This window comes from Aeromonas sp. 600282 (assembly GCF_049175755.1).
Lineage (GTDB): Bacteria > Pseudomonadota > Gammaproteobacteria > Enterobacterales > Aeromonadaceae > Aeromonas > Aeromonas veronii_A.
This window is the reverse complement of the sequence record NZ_JAAKVR010000023.1, coordinates 19,866-36,761: the sequence shown is the minus strand read 5'-3', so window position 1 is coordinate 36,761 and position 16,896 is coordinate 19,866. Positions and strand designations below refer to the sequence as shown.

Below are 16,896 nucleotides of genomic sequence, written 5' to 3'. Positions count from 1 at the left end.
CTCAACGTCGCAGGGACTGCCCATTCGGATGGTTGGTCCCGTGGATCTGGTTATGACAATTCAGGCAACTGCCGCCACGTACCTTGAGATCCCCCTCTGGGATGGACACGTTGGCATGGGGGGCGCTGTGACACTCCTGACACAGCTGGGGAACGCGCTTGTTGAGCAGCGCCTGATTGATGGAGCCGTGGGGGCTGTGGCACAGGGAGCAATCCTCGGTCACCGGCTCGTGCTCCCACAGGAAGGGGCCCCGCTTCTCGGCATGGCACTCGTAGCAGCTCTCGTTGACGGTCGGCTGTTTCAGACTGGCCTCATTTTGTGACTGGTGCGGGTTGTGGCAACTGGAGCAGGGCATTTCGCCATTCAGGATGGGATGACTGGTGCGCTTGTGCAGATCCGATTTCTCTGCGGCATGGCAGCTGGTGCAGGTCTCGACCTGTTTCTTGCTGTCCATCACCGGATCCTTGGCCTGGTGCAATGTGTGGCAGCTGGTACAGGAGAGATCCTCGACCGTATGAACACTGGCATGCCAGCCCATCCGGTTGGTATCGGTATGACAGGAGAGACAGACACTGTTCTGCTTCTCGACCGGCACAGGTGAATCGGGACCAAAGGTGATCATCGGCTCCCGTTTCTCTCCTTTGCGAGGATTGCGCGTGTGGTTGCCTGCCGGACCATGACAAGCTTCACACTGCCGGTCGGCCATGGGGCCATTCTGGTTGCCCAGATTGCCGTGCACACTGTGGAATATGCCGGTCGCGGGTTTGCGTGAATCTGAATCGTGGCACTTGAGGCAGGTATCAGCTCCCTTCGGGGAGTATTTTCCCTGGTCAAATTTCTTGTCCAGAGCCGATTCAATCTGGAGTCGCGGATCTGCATCGCCAGCGGGTTGCGCGGCATCGATCTTGGCCCAGGCTGACAGGCAGCTCAGGGCCAGCATGCCAGCCAATAACCACTGCGTGATGGTCTTTTTCATCTTGTTTCCTTCAACGGCGAAGGGCCAGGGGTTACCCCCTGACCGCAGGATTTCATCAACGGAAGTCGTAGACCTTGTGAACCTTGTCGACACCCTGCTCCTGCCCGACGGCATGGCAAGAGGCACACTGTTCAACACCGGTTGCGGCTTCGATCGTCTCTGCACCAAAGACGGCGCCGTTATTCTTCATGTGGGTAACCCACTCATCCCCTGCCACCGGGCTATCCGGCTTGACCAACCCCAGCGGTGATTTGAGGTGGCAGCTGGAGCAGACCACCAGCACCGGGCTGAAGTATTTGGGCTGTTTGTTGTCAGCCGTGGTGGCGACCAGAGAGGGGCGCGCGTTCTGCTGGTTGGGCAGGTTGTATTGCCCCTGGGTATGACAGGACTCGCAGTTGCTGATATCGCCCGGGAAGGTAGCACTTCCCCCATGTTTGGCGCCCAGCGCGTGGAAGGAGTGGACGTGATATTTCAGGTCCCCCGGCACCCCCGCATAGAACGAGGTACGGGTCGCGTTGTGGCAACTGGTGCACTGGCTCATATCCTTGGCCGCATGATTGCTCATGTGGACTGCCAGATCCTTGTGACAACTGTTGCAGGAAGCGAGATCCGCACCGGCCTTGAGCAGATAGCTGCTGTCGATGCCCCCTTCGGCACGGAAGTAGGCGCTGACCGGATTGATGGCGATCAGGGAGAGTGCGCTGGCAGTACTGCTGCAAGGCAGCAGATCCCCTGCGGCAAACGCCCCGTTGCGATCGGCTTTACGCGCCACACAGACTCTCAAGTCAGCGATGGTCGCAGCCAGGGTGCCGTTGACCTCGTTGCCCGTCTCTTTGCTGCACAGGAAGCGGCCTGTGCCCTGGCTGACACACTTGCTGAACTCGATCTTGTTGCCAGAGACGAAGGTCTGCGGATTGGTGGTGGCCAGCTCGAATCCCTGGCCCTGATCCCAATTGACCAGAATGGCCGGATTGCCATCTTTGACATATTTCAGCACGTCATTAACGCTCTCGGCCGGCGTACCGTCGACGGTGACGGTCAGTTCGATCTCGATATTGGGAGCGGCATAGCGAACGTCATCGAACGTGAACTGCAGCTTGTCGCGTCCAATCGCCTCGTTGGCCATGTAACCCAGGTGGACCATGTAGGGGGACTTGCTGCTGGCCGGATCAGCGCCATGGCACTGGGTGCAGACTGCGCCACTGTTTATCTTGCCAGTGATGTGAGCATCAAAACCTGTGGAGCTGGTTGAATCGGCATGACAGGCACCACACGCTTTTTCCTGGGCATGTTGCCAGTTACCGGCATTGAGGGTGGCTGGCGTGGCGTCCTTGTGACAGGTATCGCAGTTGCGCGAGTCTTGCGGGAAGTGGCTGACCGTCTTGGTATCCGTACTATCCAGATTGCCATGGTACTTGTGCACTATGGTCGTCAGAGAGCGGCGGGTAGCAATGGCCGGATTGCTCTCGTTGTGACAGGTGACACAGAGTTTGGGGTCAGCGCGATCCGCGTGTTTGATCGCTTGCTTCATGTGACAACTGTTACAACTGCTCTGATCCACGATATCCCGGGTCAAAGCGGCGCGCGTCCCAGCCGGCACCCAGTCCAGCACATAGTTGGTGACGGGGACATTGTTACTGCCACCAAAAAAGATACCCACACGATGAGTCGCCGTTTCATCCCAACTAATCACGCCATTGTTGCTCTGTGAATCAGCAGGATAGGGATCCGGCACTGTGGTGGGGTTAATAGCAAAGGTGTAGCGATATTGCCCATTGCCCAGTGACTCCAGCTTGCCGCTGTTTTCACTGGTGGCTTTGCCGGAACGGTAGATAAAACTCTTCCAGATGGCCGGGTCTTCACGTGTGGCATCGCGGCCGGGGATCATCTTGTTGAGGGTGAATGAGGGGATCGTAGCGCCCAGGTCGTAACCCGAGCCCTGTTTGTCCGTCACGTTGAACTGTACCGAGAGCTGACCATCCGGGGTGAGAACCGGTGTCGACGCCGAGATAATCAGAGATCCAGGGGTTCCTGGAGGAGGGGTGGGTGGCTCACTCTTATCACTGCCATCCCCCCCGCCACCACAGGCCGAGAGGGTGAGCACCATTGCAGCTGCCACCAGCGCTTTCCAGTATTTCATCTTGTTTATCCTTTTTTATCGGATTTTTTATTTCATGTATGAGCTGTCTCAGAAAAGTCCCAAAAACATGCAACATTGAAGCCTTTTGAGCCCCACCTTGGTCAAAAACCATTTCCACCCAAATTATAAGGTTTATGTGGCTCTCGACGTTGACAGAAGTCTCAAAAGCGGGACTGAGCCCACTTTTTCGAATAAAAAAACGGTATAAGCTGTCTTTTTCGATTTTTATGTCAAAGGGAGTGCAAAATGAAGCGAAGCATGAAATGGGAAGTGGTGGGGTTATCTCTGTTGATTGGTTCAATTGGGCCAGCCTTTGCCGGGGTCGACGAGATGGCCAAAACATGTAACGCATGTCACGGTAATCAGGGGATCAGCTCACATACAGATATTCCGACAATCGCCGGAATAGCAGAATCTAATCTTGCGGAGCAGATGCGAAGCTACCTAGATGGCCGCCCTGCTAAGACCGTTAATCATGTCACCGGTGACACCAGCAAACAGGGAAACATGACCGACATTGTTAAGGGTCTTAGCGACGATCAGATCGACGAATTGGCAGCTTACTATGCCGAACTGCCCTACCAGCCGATGAAGCAGCCGTTCGATGCCGCACTGGCCAAAGCAGGACAAAAACTGCATGAAGAGTCTGGTTGCAAGAAGTGTCACTCCGAAGGTGGCTCCGTTGCCGACGATGAAGCCTCCATCCTCTCCGGTCAGCCAAAAGGTTACATACTGATGGCCCTGCAAGAGTTCAAGGCCGGCAAGCGCAGCAATGACGAGAAGATGAATAACGCCATCATTGCCATGAGTGATGCCGATCTCCAGGCGTTGGCCGAGTACTACGCCAGCCAGCAATAACCAAAGCGGTCAGGTTTATCCATTGATCAAGCCCCCACTCTGTCGTGGGTGGGGGACTCTTGCCCGTTTCTGGCATTTTGGGAGGTATTTGTCGCTCTTTTTCTTGTCAGGGGGTGGATAACGCCGCTGAACCTCTTTGATCCGGAGTCCAGTATGAAAAAAATAATGCAGTGGGCCTTGCTTGCCACGATCTGTCTGGGTGCAAGCGAGTTTGCCCTCGCAGCGACCGCCGTCGAACCAGCGTCTGCTGCCGTCAGCACTGTGGCCGATAGCAGTGCCGCCGATGCACTGGCCTCACGCCAGGCCAAAGCCGCGAAGAAAGCCGCAGCCGAGAAAACAGCGGCCGCCCGTTTCGCCAAGTGTGACAAGTGCCACGACGGAAACGAGGGGATGCATGGCAAGCATGCCAGCGTCACCAACCCCAATACCAATGAAGCGGTGACCTGTACCAACTGTCACGGCAACCCGTCAGCCCAGCACCGCAAACAGCGTGGCGGCATTGTCGACGTGATGCGCTTTGGCGACGATGCCTTCCCGCTCAGCCAGCAAAACGGCGTCTGCATGAGCTGCCATGAGCCCGATGATCTGCGCAAGGCGCTGTGGGCTCACGACGTGCATGCGACTCGCGTGACCTGCACCAGCTGCCATCAGTTGCACCCGGCCAAAGAGCCCATGGTCGGCATCCCCGAGAAGGCCCGCATCAAGCTGTGCGTCGACTGCCACAGCAAGCAGCATGAGGCCAGGCAGCAAGCCGCGGCCAAGGAGGGCGCATGAGCACGACCCGTCGCGAGTTTATGGTGGGGATGAGTGCCAGCGCCTTGATCCTGATGACGGGGTCGCCCCGCGCCCTGGCCAACAGCATGACCATCGGGGGGGGGCGCTACGGCATGATCCACGATGAGACAGCCTGCATCGGTTGTACCGCCTGCATGGATGCCTGCCGGGAAGTCAATCAGGTGCCACAAGGGGTAGCCCGCCTGCAGATCCTGCGCTCCGGCCCTGTGGGTGAATATCCGGATCAGGAGTACCGGTTTTTCCGCAAGTCCTGCCAGCACTGTGATAACGCCCCCTGTGTGCATGTCTGCCCGACGGGTGCATCCCATATCCGGGCCGAGGATGGCATCGTCGACATCAACCCCGATCTCTGTGTCGGCTGCCGCTACTGTCTGGCGGCCTGCCCTTATCAGGTACGCTTTATCAACCCGGTCACCCGCATTGCCGACAAGTGCGACTTTTGCCGCAAAACCAATCTGGCCAACGGCAAGCAACCCGCCTGTGTCGAAGCCTGCCCTACCAAGGCGCTGGTGTTCGGCAATCTGGATGATCCTCACAGCCCGATCGCCAGACGGCTGGTGCATGAAACCACCTATCGCTACAAACAGTTCCTCGGCACCTCGCCCAAGATGTATCGGGTACCGAAAGGGGAGGTAAAATCATGAGTCCTCATAACCCGCATCATGACGGTATCCCTCTGCAGATGGTGAGTAGCGAAACGGGATGTATGTACCATGTGGCATAACGCATTTCACTTCGACTCACTGGTCTGGGATGGTCCCATCGCCATCTACCTCTTTCTGCTGGGGATCTCCGCCGGTTCAGTCACCCTCTCGGTGCTGTTGCGCCAGCGCGGGGCCGGCAGCGAGAGCGGCATCATCAGGGCGACCGCCATTCTAGCCCCGCTCAGCGTGATACTGGGGCTGCTGATCCTCATCTTCCACCTGGCTCGTCCCTGGACCTTCTGGAAGCTGATGTTCCACTATCAGTTCGATTCCGTGATGTCGATGGGGGTCATGCTGTTTCAGGTCTATATGACGGTGTTGTTTGCCTGGCTGGCGGTGGTCTTCAGAGCCGAGATCGAGGGGTTGCGGCGGCACCTGCTGGCGGACAGGTTCGCCTTCATCGATACCCTGATAGGCAAGATGGCACAGATCGAGCGACTGCTTACTCCCCTGTTGTTGTTGCTGGCCGTACTGCTGGGGGCCTATACCGGCTTCCTGCTCTCGGCGCTCAAGACCTACCCCATGCTCAATAACCCGATCCTGCCGGCGCTGTTTCTGGTATCCGGTATCAGCTCAGGGGTCGCCTCCACCATCTTGCTGGCGGTGACTCTGTTCAAGGAGAGCAGCCATAGCAAGGGGGTGAGCTTTGTGCACCGCTTCGAGCGTCCCATGGTGGCTATCGAGATCTTCTTGCTGGTCTGCTTCTTCACCGGCCTCTACTTCGGTGGCGGCCAGCGGGAGGCAGCGATGTGGGCGGCCATAGGCGGCGGCTTCTGGTCGCAGGTCTTCTGGTTTGGCGTGATTGGCATCGGCATCCTGCTTCCCCAACTGTTGGGGCTGTTCAGCTCGCCAGCTCGCCAGCACCAGCGCTCCCACCTGGTGCTGGTCTGCAGCCTGAGCCTGGTGGGGATCTTGCTGCTGCGCTACTTCATCCTCTATGCCGGTCAGATGACGGTGCTGTAACATTGCTGCGTGGATGGGCCAGAGATGTGTTTAGTCCTTACACAGGCTTACACATTTTCGGCTCGTTCTTCTCCACGCAGACTCCCCAACCTTCTCGGCATCCACCATGGGGCCAAAGGCCGGATAAACAACAAGCGCCCAGCCGGGCGCTTGTCGTAGTTATCGTGATGACCGGATTCAGGGTGTTGGGCAGGCGCTTGGCGAGCCGCTGTTGCGGGGCCAGAGGGTGGATCCGTCGCTTTCAGAGAGCGGCAGGAATGTGACGCCTTCGCTCATGTTGGCAGGGGGCAGGTCATCCTCCAGCACATACATCCCCATCGGCAGGCTGCCATAACGCTGGTTGGCCTGCACCTGAGCGACCGCGAGGCTTGAGTAACGCAGGCCGAGCAGATCGAAATGATTGCGCCAGTCCCAACCGGTGAGCCGACTGAGTGCAACCAGCATAAAGTCATTGCCCGGTATGTCGCGCACCCGTTTGCCGCCATAGACCGCATGCCCCGAGTAGGGGAACAGGCTAAAGCCGAGCCTATCCTTGTTGGCATTCCACTGCGCTTCACTGTCGGCTGCCGCGCCGAAGATCCGTGAATGCTGATAGAGCAGGGTGAAGATAGTGAAGCCATCGTTCAGCCGGGTGCCATCAGTCAGGAGCATACGGTGGGCGCGTAATGCCATCTGGATATAAAACGCCATGCGATAGCCGTTGTGGACGGCGTAGGCATTGCTCTTCCAGGGGGCTTCGTAGCGACTCTCGCCGGTATCGAGCACCTTGCAGTTGGCCCCGAGCACGAGGCGGTTGCCACTCCTGTCCCTTACCTGCGCCGCATCAGACATGAACACATAGAAGAGATCCTTGTGATTCATGTGTCCATCCTTGATGGGCGCCGTGTTGCCATCTCTCAGATAATGGGCGCGCCACTTCACCACATAAGGGAAGATGTTGTTGGAGTTTTCCCCCGCCCGGCTGCCGTAGCCACTCCAGTTGTCGGCATCGCCTGCCGCAGCGTACTGCACGTTCAACCGGTTGGTCTGCAGGTTGTGGCCCAGTTCGTGATTGTCGAGCCAGCCGGTCGGGCTGATGCTGCCGGAAGAGTCCCACGGGTTGCCGCTGCAACCGCTGCCGCAATGGGCATTCTGGTCATAGTTGGCATGCTGGATGATGGTGCGGGTATGGAGCGATTCATCGAGACACCCCTCCCCCAACAGTGCCACGCAGGCGTTTTTAACATCCGCAGGCAGCGACTCATCGAGCCCCTTGCCCTGAATTTTCAGGCCCGCCAGGGTGTAGACACCATTGATGTGATCCCGGGCGATGCTGTCGAGCAGGGCATTGGTGTCGGGGATGACGCCACCCACCGCCTTGGTGAAGCGATCCCGGCGCAGATGCTGTTCTGCGCCATCGGCCCGCAGATCGATATGGGGCAGCTCGGTTTGTTCCAGCCGCTCGTTGAACTCGCGGATCTGCTGCTCATCACTGAAATCCATGATGGCCGGATGACGGGTGACGCCCGTGGCGCTCACCTGGACGGCCAGCGATGCAGCCGCCCCTTCCAGATAGAGGTAGATAGGGCCGCCATAGGGCGAGGTGAAGGTGACGCGGCCCCCCTTGGCCAAGATCAGTCGTCCGGTGGTCAGCTCCAGCGGGGCTCGATAGATCTTCTGCTCATAGGCGCGATTGGTGTTGGGCCTGTGGTAGTTGAGTCGGACGGTAGCGGACACATCGGCGTTATCGGTGCGTCTCAGGGTGATGGTTTGTCCCGGCAGGGCATACCAGCCGGTGGTGGTCCACTGCCCGCTGTAGGGAACCGCAATGCGCCGACTGTCGGTGAGCGTTGCGGGATAGGCATAGTGAGCCGCTTGTCCCTTCACTACCTTGCTGCGATCGGTGACGTACTCCCCCAGATCGGGTTGGGCCGGGGTACGAGTGCGGGCATAGCTCACCAGCCAGTCGGCAAACATCGCCTGCTGCCAGGATTGATGCTCATCCCAGGCGATGGGGTAGTCGATGGCGGCACGGTATTTGTCGGCCAGCAGCAGGGTGGCGGGCAGCAGTGTCGCGCCCTCACGGGCAAAGGGGCTGATCCCGGCCTTGTCGAGGGTGATGGCCCCATTTCTTAGCCAGTCGGCCCCCTGCTTGAACTGCTGGTTGAAGCTCTCCGAGCCACCGCAATTGATAAAGTTGCCGCCGCAGCTATCGAGCCACTGGGTCGTGAAGTTGCGATCCTGAAGGTTGCCAAGCAGGGTATCGACCGCCATCAGCTGGGCGTCGGGTGCCATGATGGTGTTCACTGCCAGATCGCTGGCTCTGAGTTTTGACCAGTAGTTGCCCCAGGTGACCAGCCCCATATCGAGATAGAGGGGGCTTAGCAGCGGGCTGGCATCGCGCCGATAGTTGGAGAGCAGCAGCGGGATCCCGGCCGCTTTGGCCTTGGCGATCGCCTCTGCGATCCCCTGATACCCCAGCCCCTGGCGGTCGATATCGCTGATCACGATAAGCTCCGGCGCCATGGTGTCGATACAGTTGCTCAGCGCCTGATAATCGCAGGCATTGGCCGGGTTGATGCTGTGCTTGTCGGGATAGATCGCCTTGAGCCAGTCCCGCACGCCTTCGTTGTGGGGAAAATAGACGCTATCGGCGCGGCTTGGCATCTGGGTGGTAATGATGCGCAGGCCATCGCTATCCTTGCCCCGGGTCAGCCAGCCAATCAGCCCCTTGAGCAGCGCCTCGCTCTGCGCTGTGCGGTCAACGGAAAACAGGTTCGCCCCCATGGCAGCCTGACGGTAATCGGCTTGCTCGGAGACCATCACCAGACCCCGGATCTCGCTCTCCCCCTTGCCATTGATGTTGGAGGGGAGCAGGGTCACCGTGCTCTCAGGCTGGAAGCTAGAAAAGGTGATGGAGTCGTGGCTCGGGTTCCAGCTGATCTGTGCCATCCCCTGATAGAGGCTGCGAACCAGCTCGGTGCGGTGCGCCTCACTGTCAGCAATCGCCGCGCGGGCATGGGCGATCAGGGATTGCTCGCTGGCAAGGGTATGATCTTCCCGGGTAATGGCATTGGCGGCATCGCTGATAAAGCTGGCCGAGATTTGGCAATCACCACGCATGGGGCCTGTGGTGTAGGTGTTACCCGTCAGGGTGCCTTCACACCCTGTGATGTTTGCCAACACGAAGCCACTCTCGGGCTGCACGGTGAAACGCCCCTGTTCACCCGCATTCAGGCGCAGGTAGTCGGGACTGACCGCGCCTCCCAGAGAAGCTTGGGTGGTGGCGTTGAAATAGACGGCTGCACTCTCCTGCGTGAAGCTGGCCGAGATCTGGCAATCGCTGCGCATGGGGCCAGTGGTATAGGTGAGGCCGTCCAGGGTGCCATCACAGCCGCTTATCCCGGTCAGGAGGTAACCGCTGTCAGCCTGTACCGAGAAGCGCCCCTGTTCACCCGCCGCCAACCGCAGGCTGGTGGGGTTCAACTGTCCGCCCGCGCTGCTCTGGCTGGATGCCTCGAAATAATTGGGGGTGACAGGGGGGCGGATAGGGGTCTCTTCCTGTTCGCCATCACCGCCGCCACAGCCTGTGATCAACAGCGCCAGTAAGGGGGTGAGAACCGTCTTTTTCATTGTTTGATACGTTCCTTGTGTTACGACGGGTGGGAGGAGTCGGTAGTCTAATGAGCGGTTTCGTTTATTTCAACGCCGATTGAATGGTTAATTATCTTTATTTTCAGCACCTTGCATGCTTTTTGGTCGATTTCTGCCCTTGCTGGCGCAGCAGAACCGGTACAGATGGGCCGAACAGCCCATAGGCATACCTGAACTCGCCGTTCTACGTCGGTTCACCGGGTTTACAGGGGGGCGCCGGGCCGCAGGTTTTACCTGCAACCCGCACAGGGGGGGATGTCAGACGGATGGCTGAGCGGCGGGGTCGATCGTTGCCAGCGCCCGCATCTCCAGCCGCTGCTCGCCGGGGCGACAGACCAGCACCGAGCCTTGCTCGAACCAGTCCCCCAGCACGATGCGCCGCGCGGGGTGACCGTCCAGGGTGAAGTCGTGGATGGCGGGTCTGTGGGTGTGGCCGTGGATCATCATCCGGCAGTCATGGGCGCGCAGCATCTCGTCCACCGCCGCGGGCGTCACATCCATGATGATCTGGCTCTTGTGAGCATTTTCCATCTGGCTTTGGCCGCGCATCTTGCAGGCGATGGCCTGACGGCGGGCAAGCGGCAGTCGCAAAAAGAGCCAGCGCAGCCACTTGAGCTGGGTGATGCGACGAAACTTCTGATACCCCTCATCCAGGGTGCAGAGCAGATCCCCGTGGCTCAGCACTACCCGCTCCCCATAGAGGTCGATCACGCAGGGGTCCCCCAGCAGGGTCATCCCCGCGCGCTTGGCAAACTGCTGGCCCAGCAGAAAGTCGCGGTTGCCGTGGATAAAGTAGATGGGCACGTTCTGCTGGCTCAGGGCCAAGAAGGCATCGGCCATCTGTTGATGGAGCGGATTGGGGTCATCATCGCCAACCCAGAATTCGAAGAGATCCCCCAGCACATAGAGGGCATCGGCGCCGGGGGCGTCGTGCTCGAGAAAGCGCACCAGTGCCGCGGTCATATCGGGCCGCTGGGCAGAGAGGTGAATGTCACTGATAAAGAGGGTGCTCATGATGTGGGGGTCGGGCTCTCGGTCGAAACAGGGCAAACAGGGGTGGCAGAGGTAGTAGACACAACAGGGGACGAATAGTGCGCTGCGGGCGCCATCGCGCCAGTTGAGGTATGGATATCGTCACGGGATGGCGGCTGCCATGCCAGCTCGGCAAGATTGCGTCCCTCCAGCGTCAGCAGCGCTTCATAAGGATCTCCCGCCAGCCCCAGCAACCGGCACATGGCCGCCTCCCCTTTTAGTCCCTCTTCAAGGCGCAGACGTAGCACGTCACGGTAGAAGGCATCACCAAAACGCTCTAGCAGGGCCGCCATCAAGGTGAGGTGGCGCCAGCCGTTCTGCATCTCGATGGGAGCTGGGGTGACATAGAGCTCCAGTAGCAAGCAGGCATCGCTCTTGTCAGAACCGCTATTAGCACAGCTCTGGTCGAGGCAGGAAAAGGTGCGCTCCAGCAGCCAGATATTGTCGCCCTTGACGCTCGCTTGCCAACCTTGAGCCTCGAGCCTTGCGGCAAACTTGGCGGGATCTGGATGCTGGCAGAGAATATCGAGATCGCTGCCCGGCCGATCGAGGCCGATGGCGAGCGTGCTCACCAGCGCCAGATCGGCGCACTGCGTTGCCAGCTCATCCCACACACCGGCGGTGAGCAGGGCATGGGCCGAGCGCTGGCGCGGGTTGCCGTGGGCCAGATAGTCGAGGCGGCGCCAGTTTGGGCTGGCAGTGGGGGAGGCAGATGGAAAAACTGCGGCCGGGGCCGCAGTTTTGTCAGTGCCAAGTCGGCAGAGATCAGTCAGCAAGGGTCACCTTGGTGATCACCACGTCTTCGGTCGGAACGTCCTGATGGATACGGCCGTAGTTGCCGGTCTTGACGCCCTTGATCTTGTTGACCACGTCCATACCGGCGGTCACTTCACCGAATACGCAGTAGCCGAAACCCTGGGTGGTAGCGGATTTGAAGTCGAGGAAGTCGTTGTTGTTCACGTTGATGAAGAACTGGGCGCTGGCAGAGTGCGGCTCCATGGTGCGGGCCATGGCGATGGTGCCGATCTTGTTGGAGAGACCGTTGGCCGCTTCGTTCTTGATGGGAGCGCGAGTGTCTTTCTCTTCAAAGCCCGGGGCATAGCCGCCGCCCTGGATCATGAAGCCGTCGATGACGCGGTGGAAAATGGTGTTGTCGTAGTGACCGTCACGGCAGTATTGCAGGAAGTTGGCCACGGTTTCCGGGGCTTTTTCAGCGTTCAGGGTGAGGGTGATGTCGCCGTGATTGGTGTGCAGAGTGACCATGATATGTCCTTTCATTTGATGCGGACGACGAAGTGCCCGCAGGTGTATGGCATAAAGTGGTGGCAATTCTAGCCCATCAGGGGCTGGCGGCATAGTCTCTCTGGCGCCGTAACCGTGCTGGCAGGCGGGATTGGCCACGTTTTCTGCCTCGTTTTCTGCCCCTGAACGGGGTATCATGACCAACCATTTTACTCACAGGCAGTGGTTAGAAGATGCTGAAGATATACAACACACTCACTCGTCAAAAAGAAGAATTCAAACCTATCCACCCGGGCAAGGTGGGCATGTATGTGTGTGGTGTCACCATCTACGATCACTGTCATATCGGCCACGGCCGCACCTTCGTCGCCTTTGATGTGGTCGCTCGCTACCTGCGTTACGCCGGTTATGACCTCACCTACGTGCGCAACATCACCGACGTGGATGACAAGATCATCAAACGTGCCGCCGAGACCCAAGTGACCTGCGACGAGCTGACCGAGCGGCTGATTGGCGACATGCACGCCGACTTCGACGCCCTCGGCATGGTGCGCCCGGATATCGAACCGCGCGCCACCCAGCACATCGAAGAGATCATCGAGCTGGTGCAATCCCTGCTGGAAAAAGAGCACGCATACGTGGCAGATAACGGCGATGTGATGTTTATCGTCGAATCCTATGCCGACTACGGCAAGCTCTCCGGCCAGGATCTGGAGCAGCTGCAAGCCGGTGCCCGCGTCGACGTGGTCGATGCCAAGCGCAACCCGCTCGACTTCGTGCTGTGGAAGATGTCCAAACCGGGCGAGCCGACCTGGGAAAGCCCCTGGGGCCCGGGCCGTCCTGGCTGGCACATCGAGTGCTCCGCCATGAACTCCAAGCACCTTGGCAACCACTTCGACATCCATGGCGGCGGCTCCGATCTGCAGTTCCCGCACCACGAGAACGAGATCGCCCAGTCCTGCTGCGCCCACGGTGGCAACTACGTCAACACCTGGATGCACAGCGGCATGGTGATGGTGGATAAAGAGAAGATGTCCAAATCCCTTGGCAACTTCTTCACCATCCGCGACGTCTTGGCTCACTACGACGCCGAAACCGTCCGTTACTTCCTGATGTCTGGCCACTACCGCAGCCAGCTCAACTACTCGGAAGATAACCTCAAGCAAGCCCGCGCCGCGCTGGAGCGCATGTACACTGCCCTGCGCGATCTGCCGGTGGCCGCTGCTGCCGGTGGTGACGAGCAGGTGGCTCGCTTCAAGGAGGCGATGGACGACGACTTTAACACCCCGGAAGCCTACTCCGCCCTGTTCGATCTGGTGCGCGAGATCAACCGCCAGAAGGGTGAAGACATGGCCGTTGCCGCCGCGCTGGGCGCCCGTCTGCGCGAGCTGGGCGCCGTGCTCGGCATCCTGCAGCAAGACCCCGAGGCCTTCCTCAAGGGTGACGAAGCGGACGAAGAGGTTGCCGAGATCGAGCGCCTGATCGCCGAGCGCAATCAGGCCCGTGCCGACAAGAACTGGGCCGCTGCCGATGCCGCCCGCAACCGTCTCACCGAGATGGGCATAGTGCTGGAAGACAGCGCCGGCAAGACCAGCTGGCGCCGTGCCTAAGGCCCGCCGGTTGACGACCTGACGCAGAGCGCAGCCCTTGGGCTGCGCTCTTTTTTTCAGGGCCCGGCGCGTTGTTCAAGGCGCGGCCCATGCAAGCGAACATAAGGAAGATGGCACCATGAAGATATCCAGCTGGCCCGTGCTGGCACTGGCCCTCTCTGCGGCGGCCCTGATCGCCCCAGCCCATGCGGGCACCACCACCAGCGGCAAACTCGATCCGGCCGCCAGTGCCCGCGCCAAGGCCAAGGCCAAGGTGGCCCAGTTTCTCGACTGGGAGCGCCAAGTCAAACCGAGTGGCCTCTATCAGAGCGATCTCGGCGGCGCGCTGCCCACTATCGTCTCCCCCGAGCTGCTCTGCCTGCTCAATGCCGCCTCAAAGGCGCGCGAAATAGCCACCCGCGAGGCCCCCGACGAGAAGCCCCCCTTTGTCGAGGGCAACCCCTTCCTGCCCAACGCCTGGGATAACCTGCTGGGCTCGGAGATCCTCTCGTCGCGCGCCATCGCCGGCAGCCGGGATCGCAGCGAGGTCAAGGTGCGCTTCACCTTTGGCGAGCCGGGCACCCCGCTCGACGCCCCCAGCGGCACCTACCGTTTTGTCAGCACCTATCTGGTACTGGATGGGCCGCAAGGCGCCCGCATCACCGATATCGACGCCGGCGGCAGCTGCGATTTCTGCCAATCCGGCAGCCTGCGCGCTGCCCTCTATGAGACGCTCACCACCTATCCCGCCGCAGGGGGAGAGCAGTGCAAGGGGTTGGGGAAATAGAGTTTTGGTTGGAATAGAAGCGTATTTGGGGAATAGAAATAAAAACCGCAGCTCAAGGCTGCGGTTTTTCATCTTCAAAATAACGTAAGATCATATTGACGTCAAAAATCCAAAATAATATGAATGACAGTTCACTTCTTTAGTGTAGTTTTTCTCAGCAGTCTTCTGAGCATGATCTTTATTTCTTTCAATTCATTTCCTAACAAGTCTATTTTTTGATCTAATGATAGAGTGAGCGTATCATCTGATGTATCTGGAAGATAGGTACCCGCGTCAAGATCAAACCATTGTGAGCTTGCAAGATATATGTCTTTTATTTTTCTCTTTGACAGATCTCCACCTTCAATTAATTTGTTTTTTAGTCCAGCCTTACTATCATCTGAACCGTGATTAATGAATATTGTTACAGGGTTGCAATTGGATTGTTCAGTGTTTTGAGTGTTCAAAACGAAATCAACTAGACCAGACTGATCAGCATGGGCAGAGTAATAACTGGAGAAGTCAAAAATAGATGCTTTACTATTTTTCATTCTTTGAGTTAGCGTGGAGCTACCATTGGCTTCTTTGGCCTGATAACCAGTAATTATAATCGCATTATTGGAATTATCAGATAATAAATCAAGATAATCGACAACAGGCCCTGCATTGCACATTCCTGAGCTTGCAATAATTATTTTGTGTCTTTTTCGGATAACATCTTCTGGTGTCTTGATTGAGGATTTTTGATTGGTACCAATCTTTCTTAAAATTTGACGTTCGGACACATTATTATCTTTTTCAAAAAGGTATTTTAATTTTGAATAGTCATCAAACCCCAGTGTTTGCAATAATGACTCATTTATGTACATGCCTTTTCCAGTCGATGTTTTATCAAATAGCCTATCGCTATAAATAGTTGATATTTTATTACCAAGAGGCGAGTGGACACACCATGGAAATCTCTTTGGCTTGTTATTTTCATCATAAGTTGGTGGCATGTTTTTTTCAATTGCAGCCCAGATGTCACATATTAACTCCTGAGTTCTATGCAATGAAAATGCAGGAACTAACAGTGTGCCGTCATTATTTATACAAACGTTGTTAATAACTTTCCACAGTTCAGCGATACGGTTATCTTTTGATTTAACTGTTGGTTCTCTGTTTCTAGAACCATATGTTGACTCTATGACCATATAGTCAGTTTGCGGAAAAGGGTAATGTTCAGATTTGAGTAACGGTAAATATTCAGCACCATCTACATTAACACCGATATCGCCACTAAACAAAATAGTTTTCCATTTGCTGTCAGGACTATTTGGGGTTTTCCAAGATAATGAAATGTGAGCAGCTCCAAGAATATGGCTACTTCGTAAATATGTAAACTTTAGTCCATCTGATAGAGATATTGTTTGCCCCCATTTAAATGGTTGTTCATCAATCAAAAACCATGATATTTCTTTTAAAAGACATTGGTCCATTCCGCTTATTTTTAATGAGTCCAACAACATTACCTCTACAATTTCTTTAGTAGCTTTAGTGGCATAGACTTTTCCAGTGAAACCATACTCAATTAATGTAGGAATTAAACCGCAATGATCTAGGTGGGCATGGGTAAGTAAAATAAAGCTAATTTGCTCTGCATCGAATGGAAAATCCTCAAACTTTTCTACTCTTTGCGGCTCATCACCACCTTGATAAGCACCACAATCGACAAGAAATTGAATGTCCGAGTCAGTGTGATGTAACCAAGAACAAGAGCCACTGACGCCATTAACAGCGCCAACAAAGTTCACTTTTAGCATAAAACCTCCTTGTTTTTTCAATAAAAAATTTAATTGATTCTGATGCCTTTTAGGTGGCTAGTTAGTTTTCATATTGCTGTGCTAAAGAAAAATATTTTTGGATTTCGTAGAATCAAGCATTAGATCATCGTTTAGAAGGCCGTAGGTTCGATTGACGAAGCATAATCAGAGGTTCGAGAAATAAGTCGTTATTACGGTGAAATACTTACTATCGGGCCTTCAATATAAAACCGCTTCCCGAAAGGGATGGGTGCCGCTTGCCGTTATACTCACCATGATTTTTCACCTATGCAACCATGGCGATGACACCTGTTGCATAGGAGTGACAATCTGCTCTCGCCATAGGGTGGTCGAGGGGCTGACTTTGAGCTAACAACCCGCCCGATCATTGCCCCG

The 16,896-nt window shown here is 56.8% G+C and carries 13 protein-coding genes; 6 read left to right on the top strand and 7 right to left on the bottom strand.

Annotated features, from left to right (window positions below):
* Position 1: 1 nt before the first annotated feature.
* Together G5137_RS18715 and G5137_RS18710 are read right to left on the bottom strand one after the other, a co-directional pair.
* Positions 2-976, bottom strand: coding sequence for a DmsE family decaheme c-type cytochrome (locus G5137_RS18715; protein ID WP_421255791.1), 975 nt, complete (start codon positions 974-976; stop codon positions 2-4).
* A gap of 55 nt (positions 977-1,031) precedes the next feature.
* The gene (locus tag G5137_RS18710; RefSeq protein WP_421254631.1) at positions 1,032-3,116 is read right to left on the bottom strand and encodes an OmcA/MtrC family decaheme c-type cytochrome; all 2,085 of its coding nucleotides are present in this window, start codon (positions 3,114-3,116) and stop codon (positions 1,032-1,034) included.
* A 246-nt stretch (positions 3,117-3,362) separates the two neighbouring features.
* Between G5137_RS18710 and pdsA the strand changes: the two genes are divergently transcribed.
* From pdsA to nrfD, 4 genes are all read left to right on the top strand, one after another.
* Positions 3,363-3,974 (top strand): periplasmic diheme shuttle PdsA, encoded by a 612-nt coding sequence (gene pdsA / locus G5137_RS18705; RefSeq protein ID WP_216953317.1) that lies wholly within the window; start codon positions 3,363-3,365, stop codon positions 3,972-3,974.
* A 153-nt stretch (positions 3,975-4,127) separates the two neighbouring features.
* The gene (nrfB, locus tag G5137_RS18700; protein ID WP_421254630.1) at positions 4,128-4,748 is read left to right on the top strand and encodes a cytochrome c nitrite reductase pentaheme subunit; all 621 of its coding nucleotides are present in this window, start codon (positions 4,128-4,130) and stop codon (positions 4,746-4,748) included.
* Positions 4,745-5,413: an Nrf-like electron transfer protein NetC gene (gene netC / locus G5137_RS18695; RefSeq protein ID WP_421206413.1), complete on the top strand. Its 669-nt coding sequence runs from the start codon at positions 4,745-4,747 to the stop codon at positions 5,411-5,413. Before nrfB ends, netC begins: the two co-directional genes overlap by 4 nt.
* Positions 5,414-5,482: 69 nt before the next feature.
* Positions 5,483-6,436 (top strand): cytochrome c nitrite reductase subunit NrfD, encoded by a 954-nt coding sequence (gene nrfD, locus G5137_RS18690; protein WP_421206415.1) that lies wholly within the window; start codon positions 5,483-5,485, stop codon positions 6,434-6,436.
* 177 nt (positions 6,437-6,613) lie between these two features.
* Here nrfD and G5137_RS18685 read toward each other — a convergent pair whose 3' ends face one another.
* The 4 genes from G5137_RS18685 to G5137_RS18670 form a co-directional block, all read right to left on the bottom strand.
* The gene (locus G5137_RS18685; protein ID WP_421255790.1) at positions 6,614-10,048 is read right to left on the bottom strand and encodes an ImpA family metalloprotease; all 3,435 of its coding nucleotides are present in this window, start codon (positions 10,046-10,048) and stop codon (positions 6,614-6,616) included.
* Between the two features lie 279 nt (positions 10,049-10,327).
* Positions 10,328-11,083: a UDP-2,3-diacylglucosamine diphosphatase gene (gene lpxH / locus G5137_RS18680; RefSeq protein ID WP_227342426.1), complete on the bottom strand. Its 756-nt coding sequence runs from the start codon at positions 11,081-11,083 to the stop codon at positions 10,328-10,330.
* Positions 11,080-11,877, bottom strand: coding sequence for a DUF4269 domain-containing protein (locus tag G5137_RS18675; protein WP_421254627.1), 798 nt, complete (start codon positions 11,875-11,877; stop codon positions 11,080-11,082). Before G5137_RS18675 ends, lpxH begins: the two co-directional genes overlap by 4 nt.
* Complete coding sequence (locus tag G5137_RS18670) at positions 11,867-12,364, bottom strand: peptidylprolyl isomerase (protein ID WP_033115878.1); 498 nt, start codon at positions 12,362-12,364, stop codon at positions 11,867-11,869. Before G5137_RS18670 ends, G5137_RS18675 begins: the two co-directional genes overlap by 11 nt.
* A gap of 212 nt (positions 12,365-12,576) precedes the next feature.
* Between G5137_RS18670 and cysS the strand changes: the two genes are divergently transcribed.
* Together cysS and G5137_RS18660 are read left to right on the top strand one after the other, a co-directional pair.
* Complete coding sequence (gene cysS / locus G5137_RS18665) at positions 12,577-13,953, top strand: cysteine--tRNA ligase (protein ID WP_421255789.1); 1,377 nt, start codon at positions 12,577-12,579, stop codon at positions 13,951-13,953.
* A 118-nt stretch (positions 13,954-14,071) separates the two neighbouring features.
* Positions 14,072-14,719, top strand: a complete 648-nt coding sequence (locus G5137_RS18660) for a hypothetical protein (RefSeq protein WP_421255788.1) — start codon at positions 14,072-14,074, stop codon at positions 14,717-14,719.
* 131 nt (positions 14,720-14,850) lie between these two features.
* On the opposite strand, the gene G5137_RS18655 is transcribed toward G5137_RS18660, so the two are convergent.
* Positions 14,851-16,500 (bottom strand): MBL fold metallo-hydrolase, encoded by a 1,650-nt coding sequence (locus G5137_RS18655; protein ID WP_421255787.1) that lies wholly within the window; start codon positions 16,498-16,500, stop codon positions 14,851-14,853.
* Between the last annotated feature and the right edge of the window lie 396 nt (positions 16,501-16,896).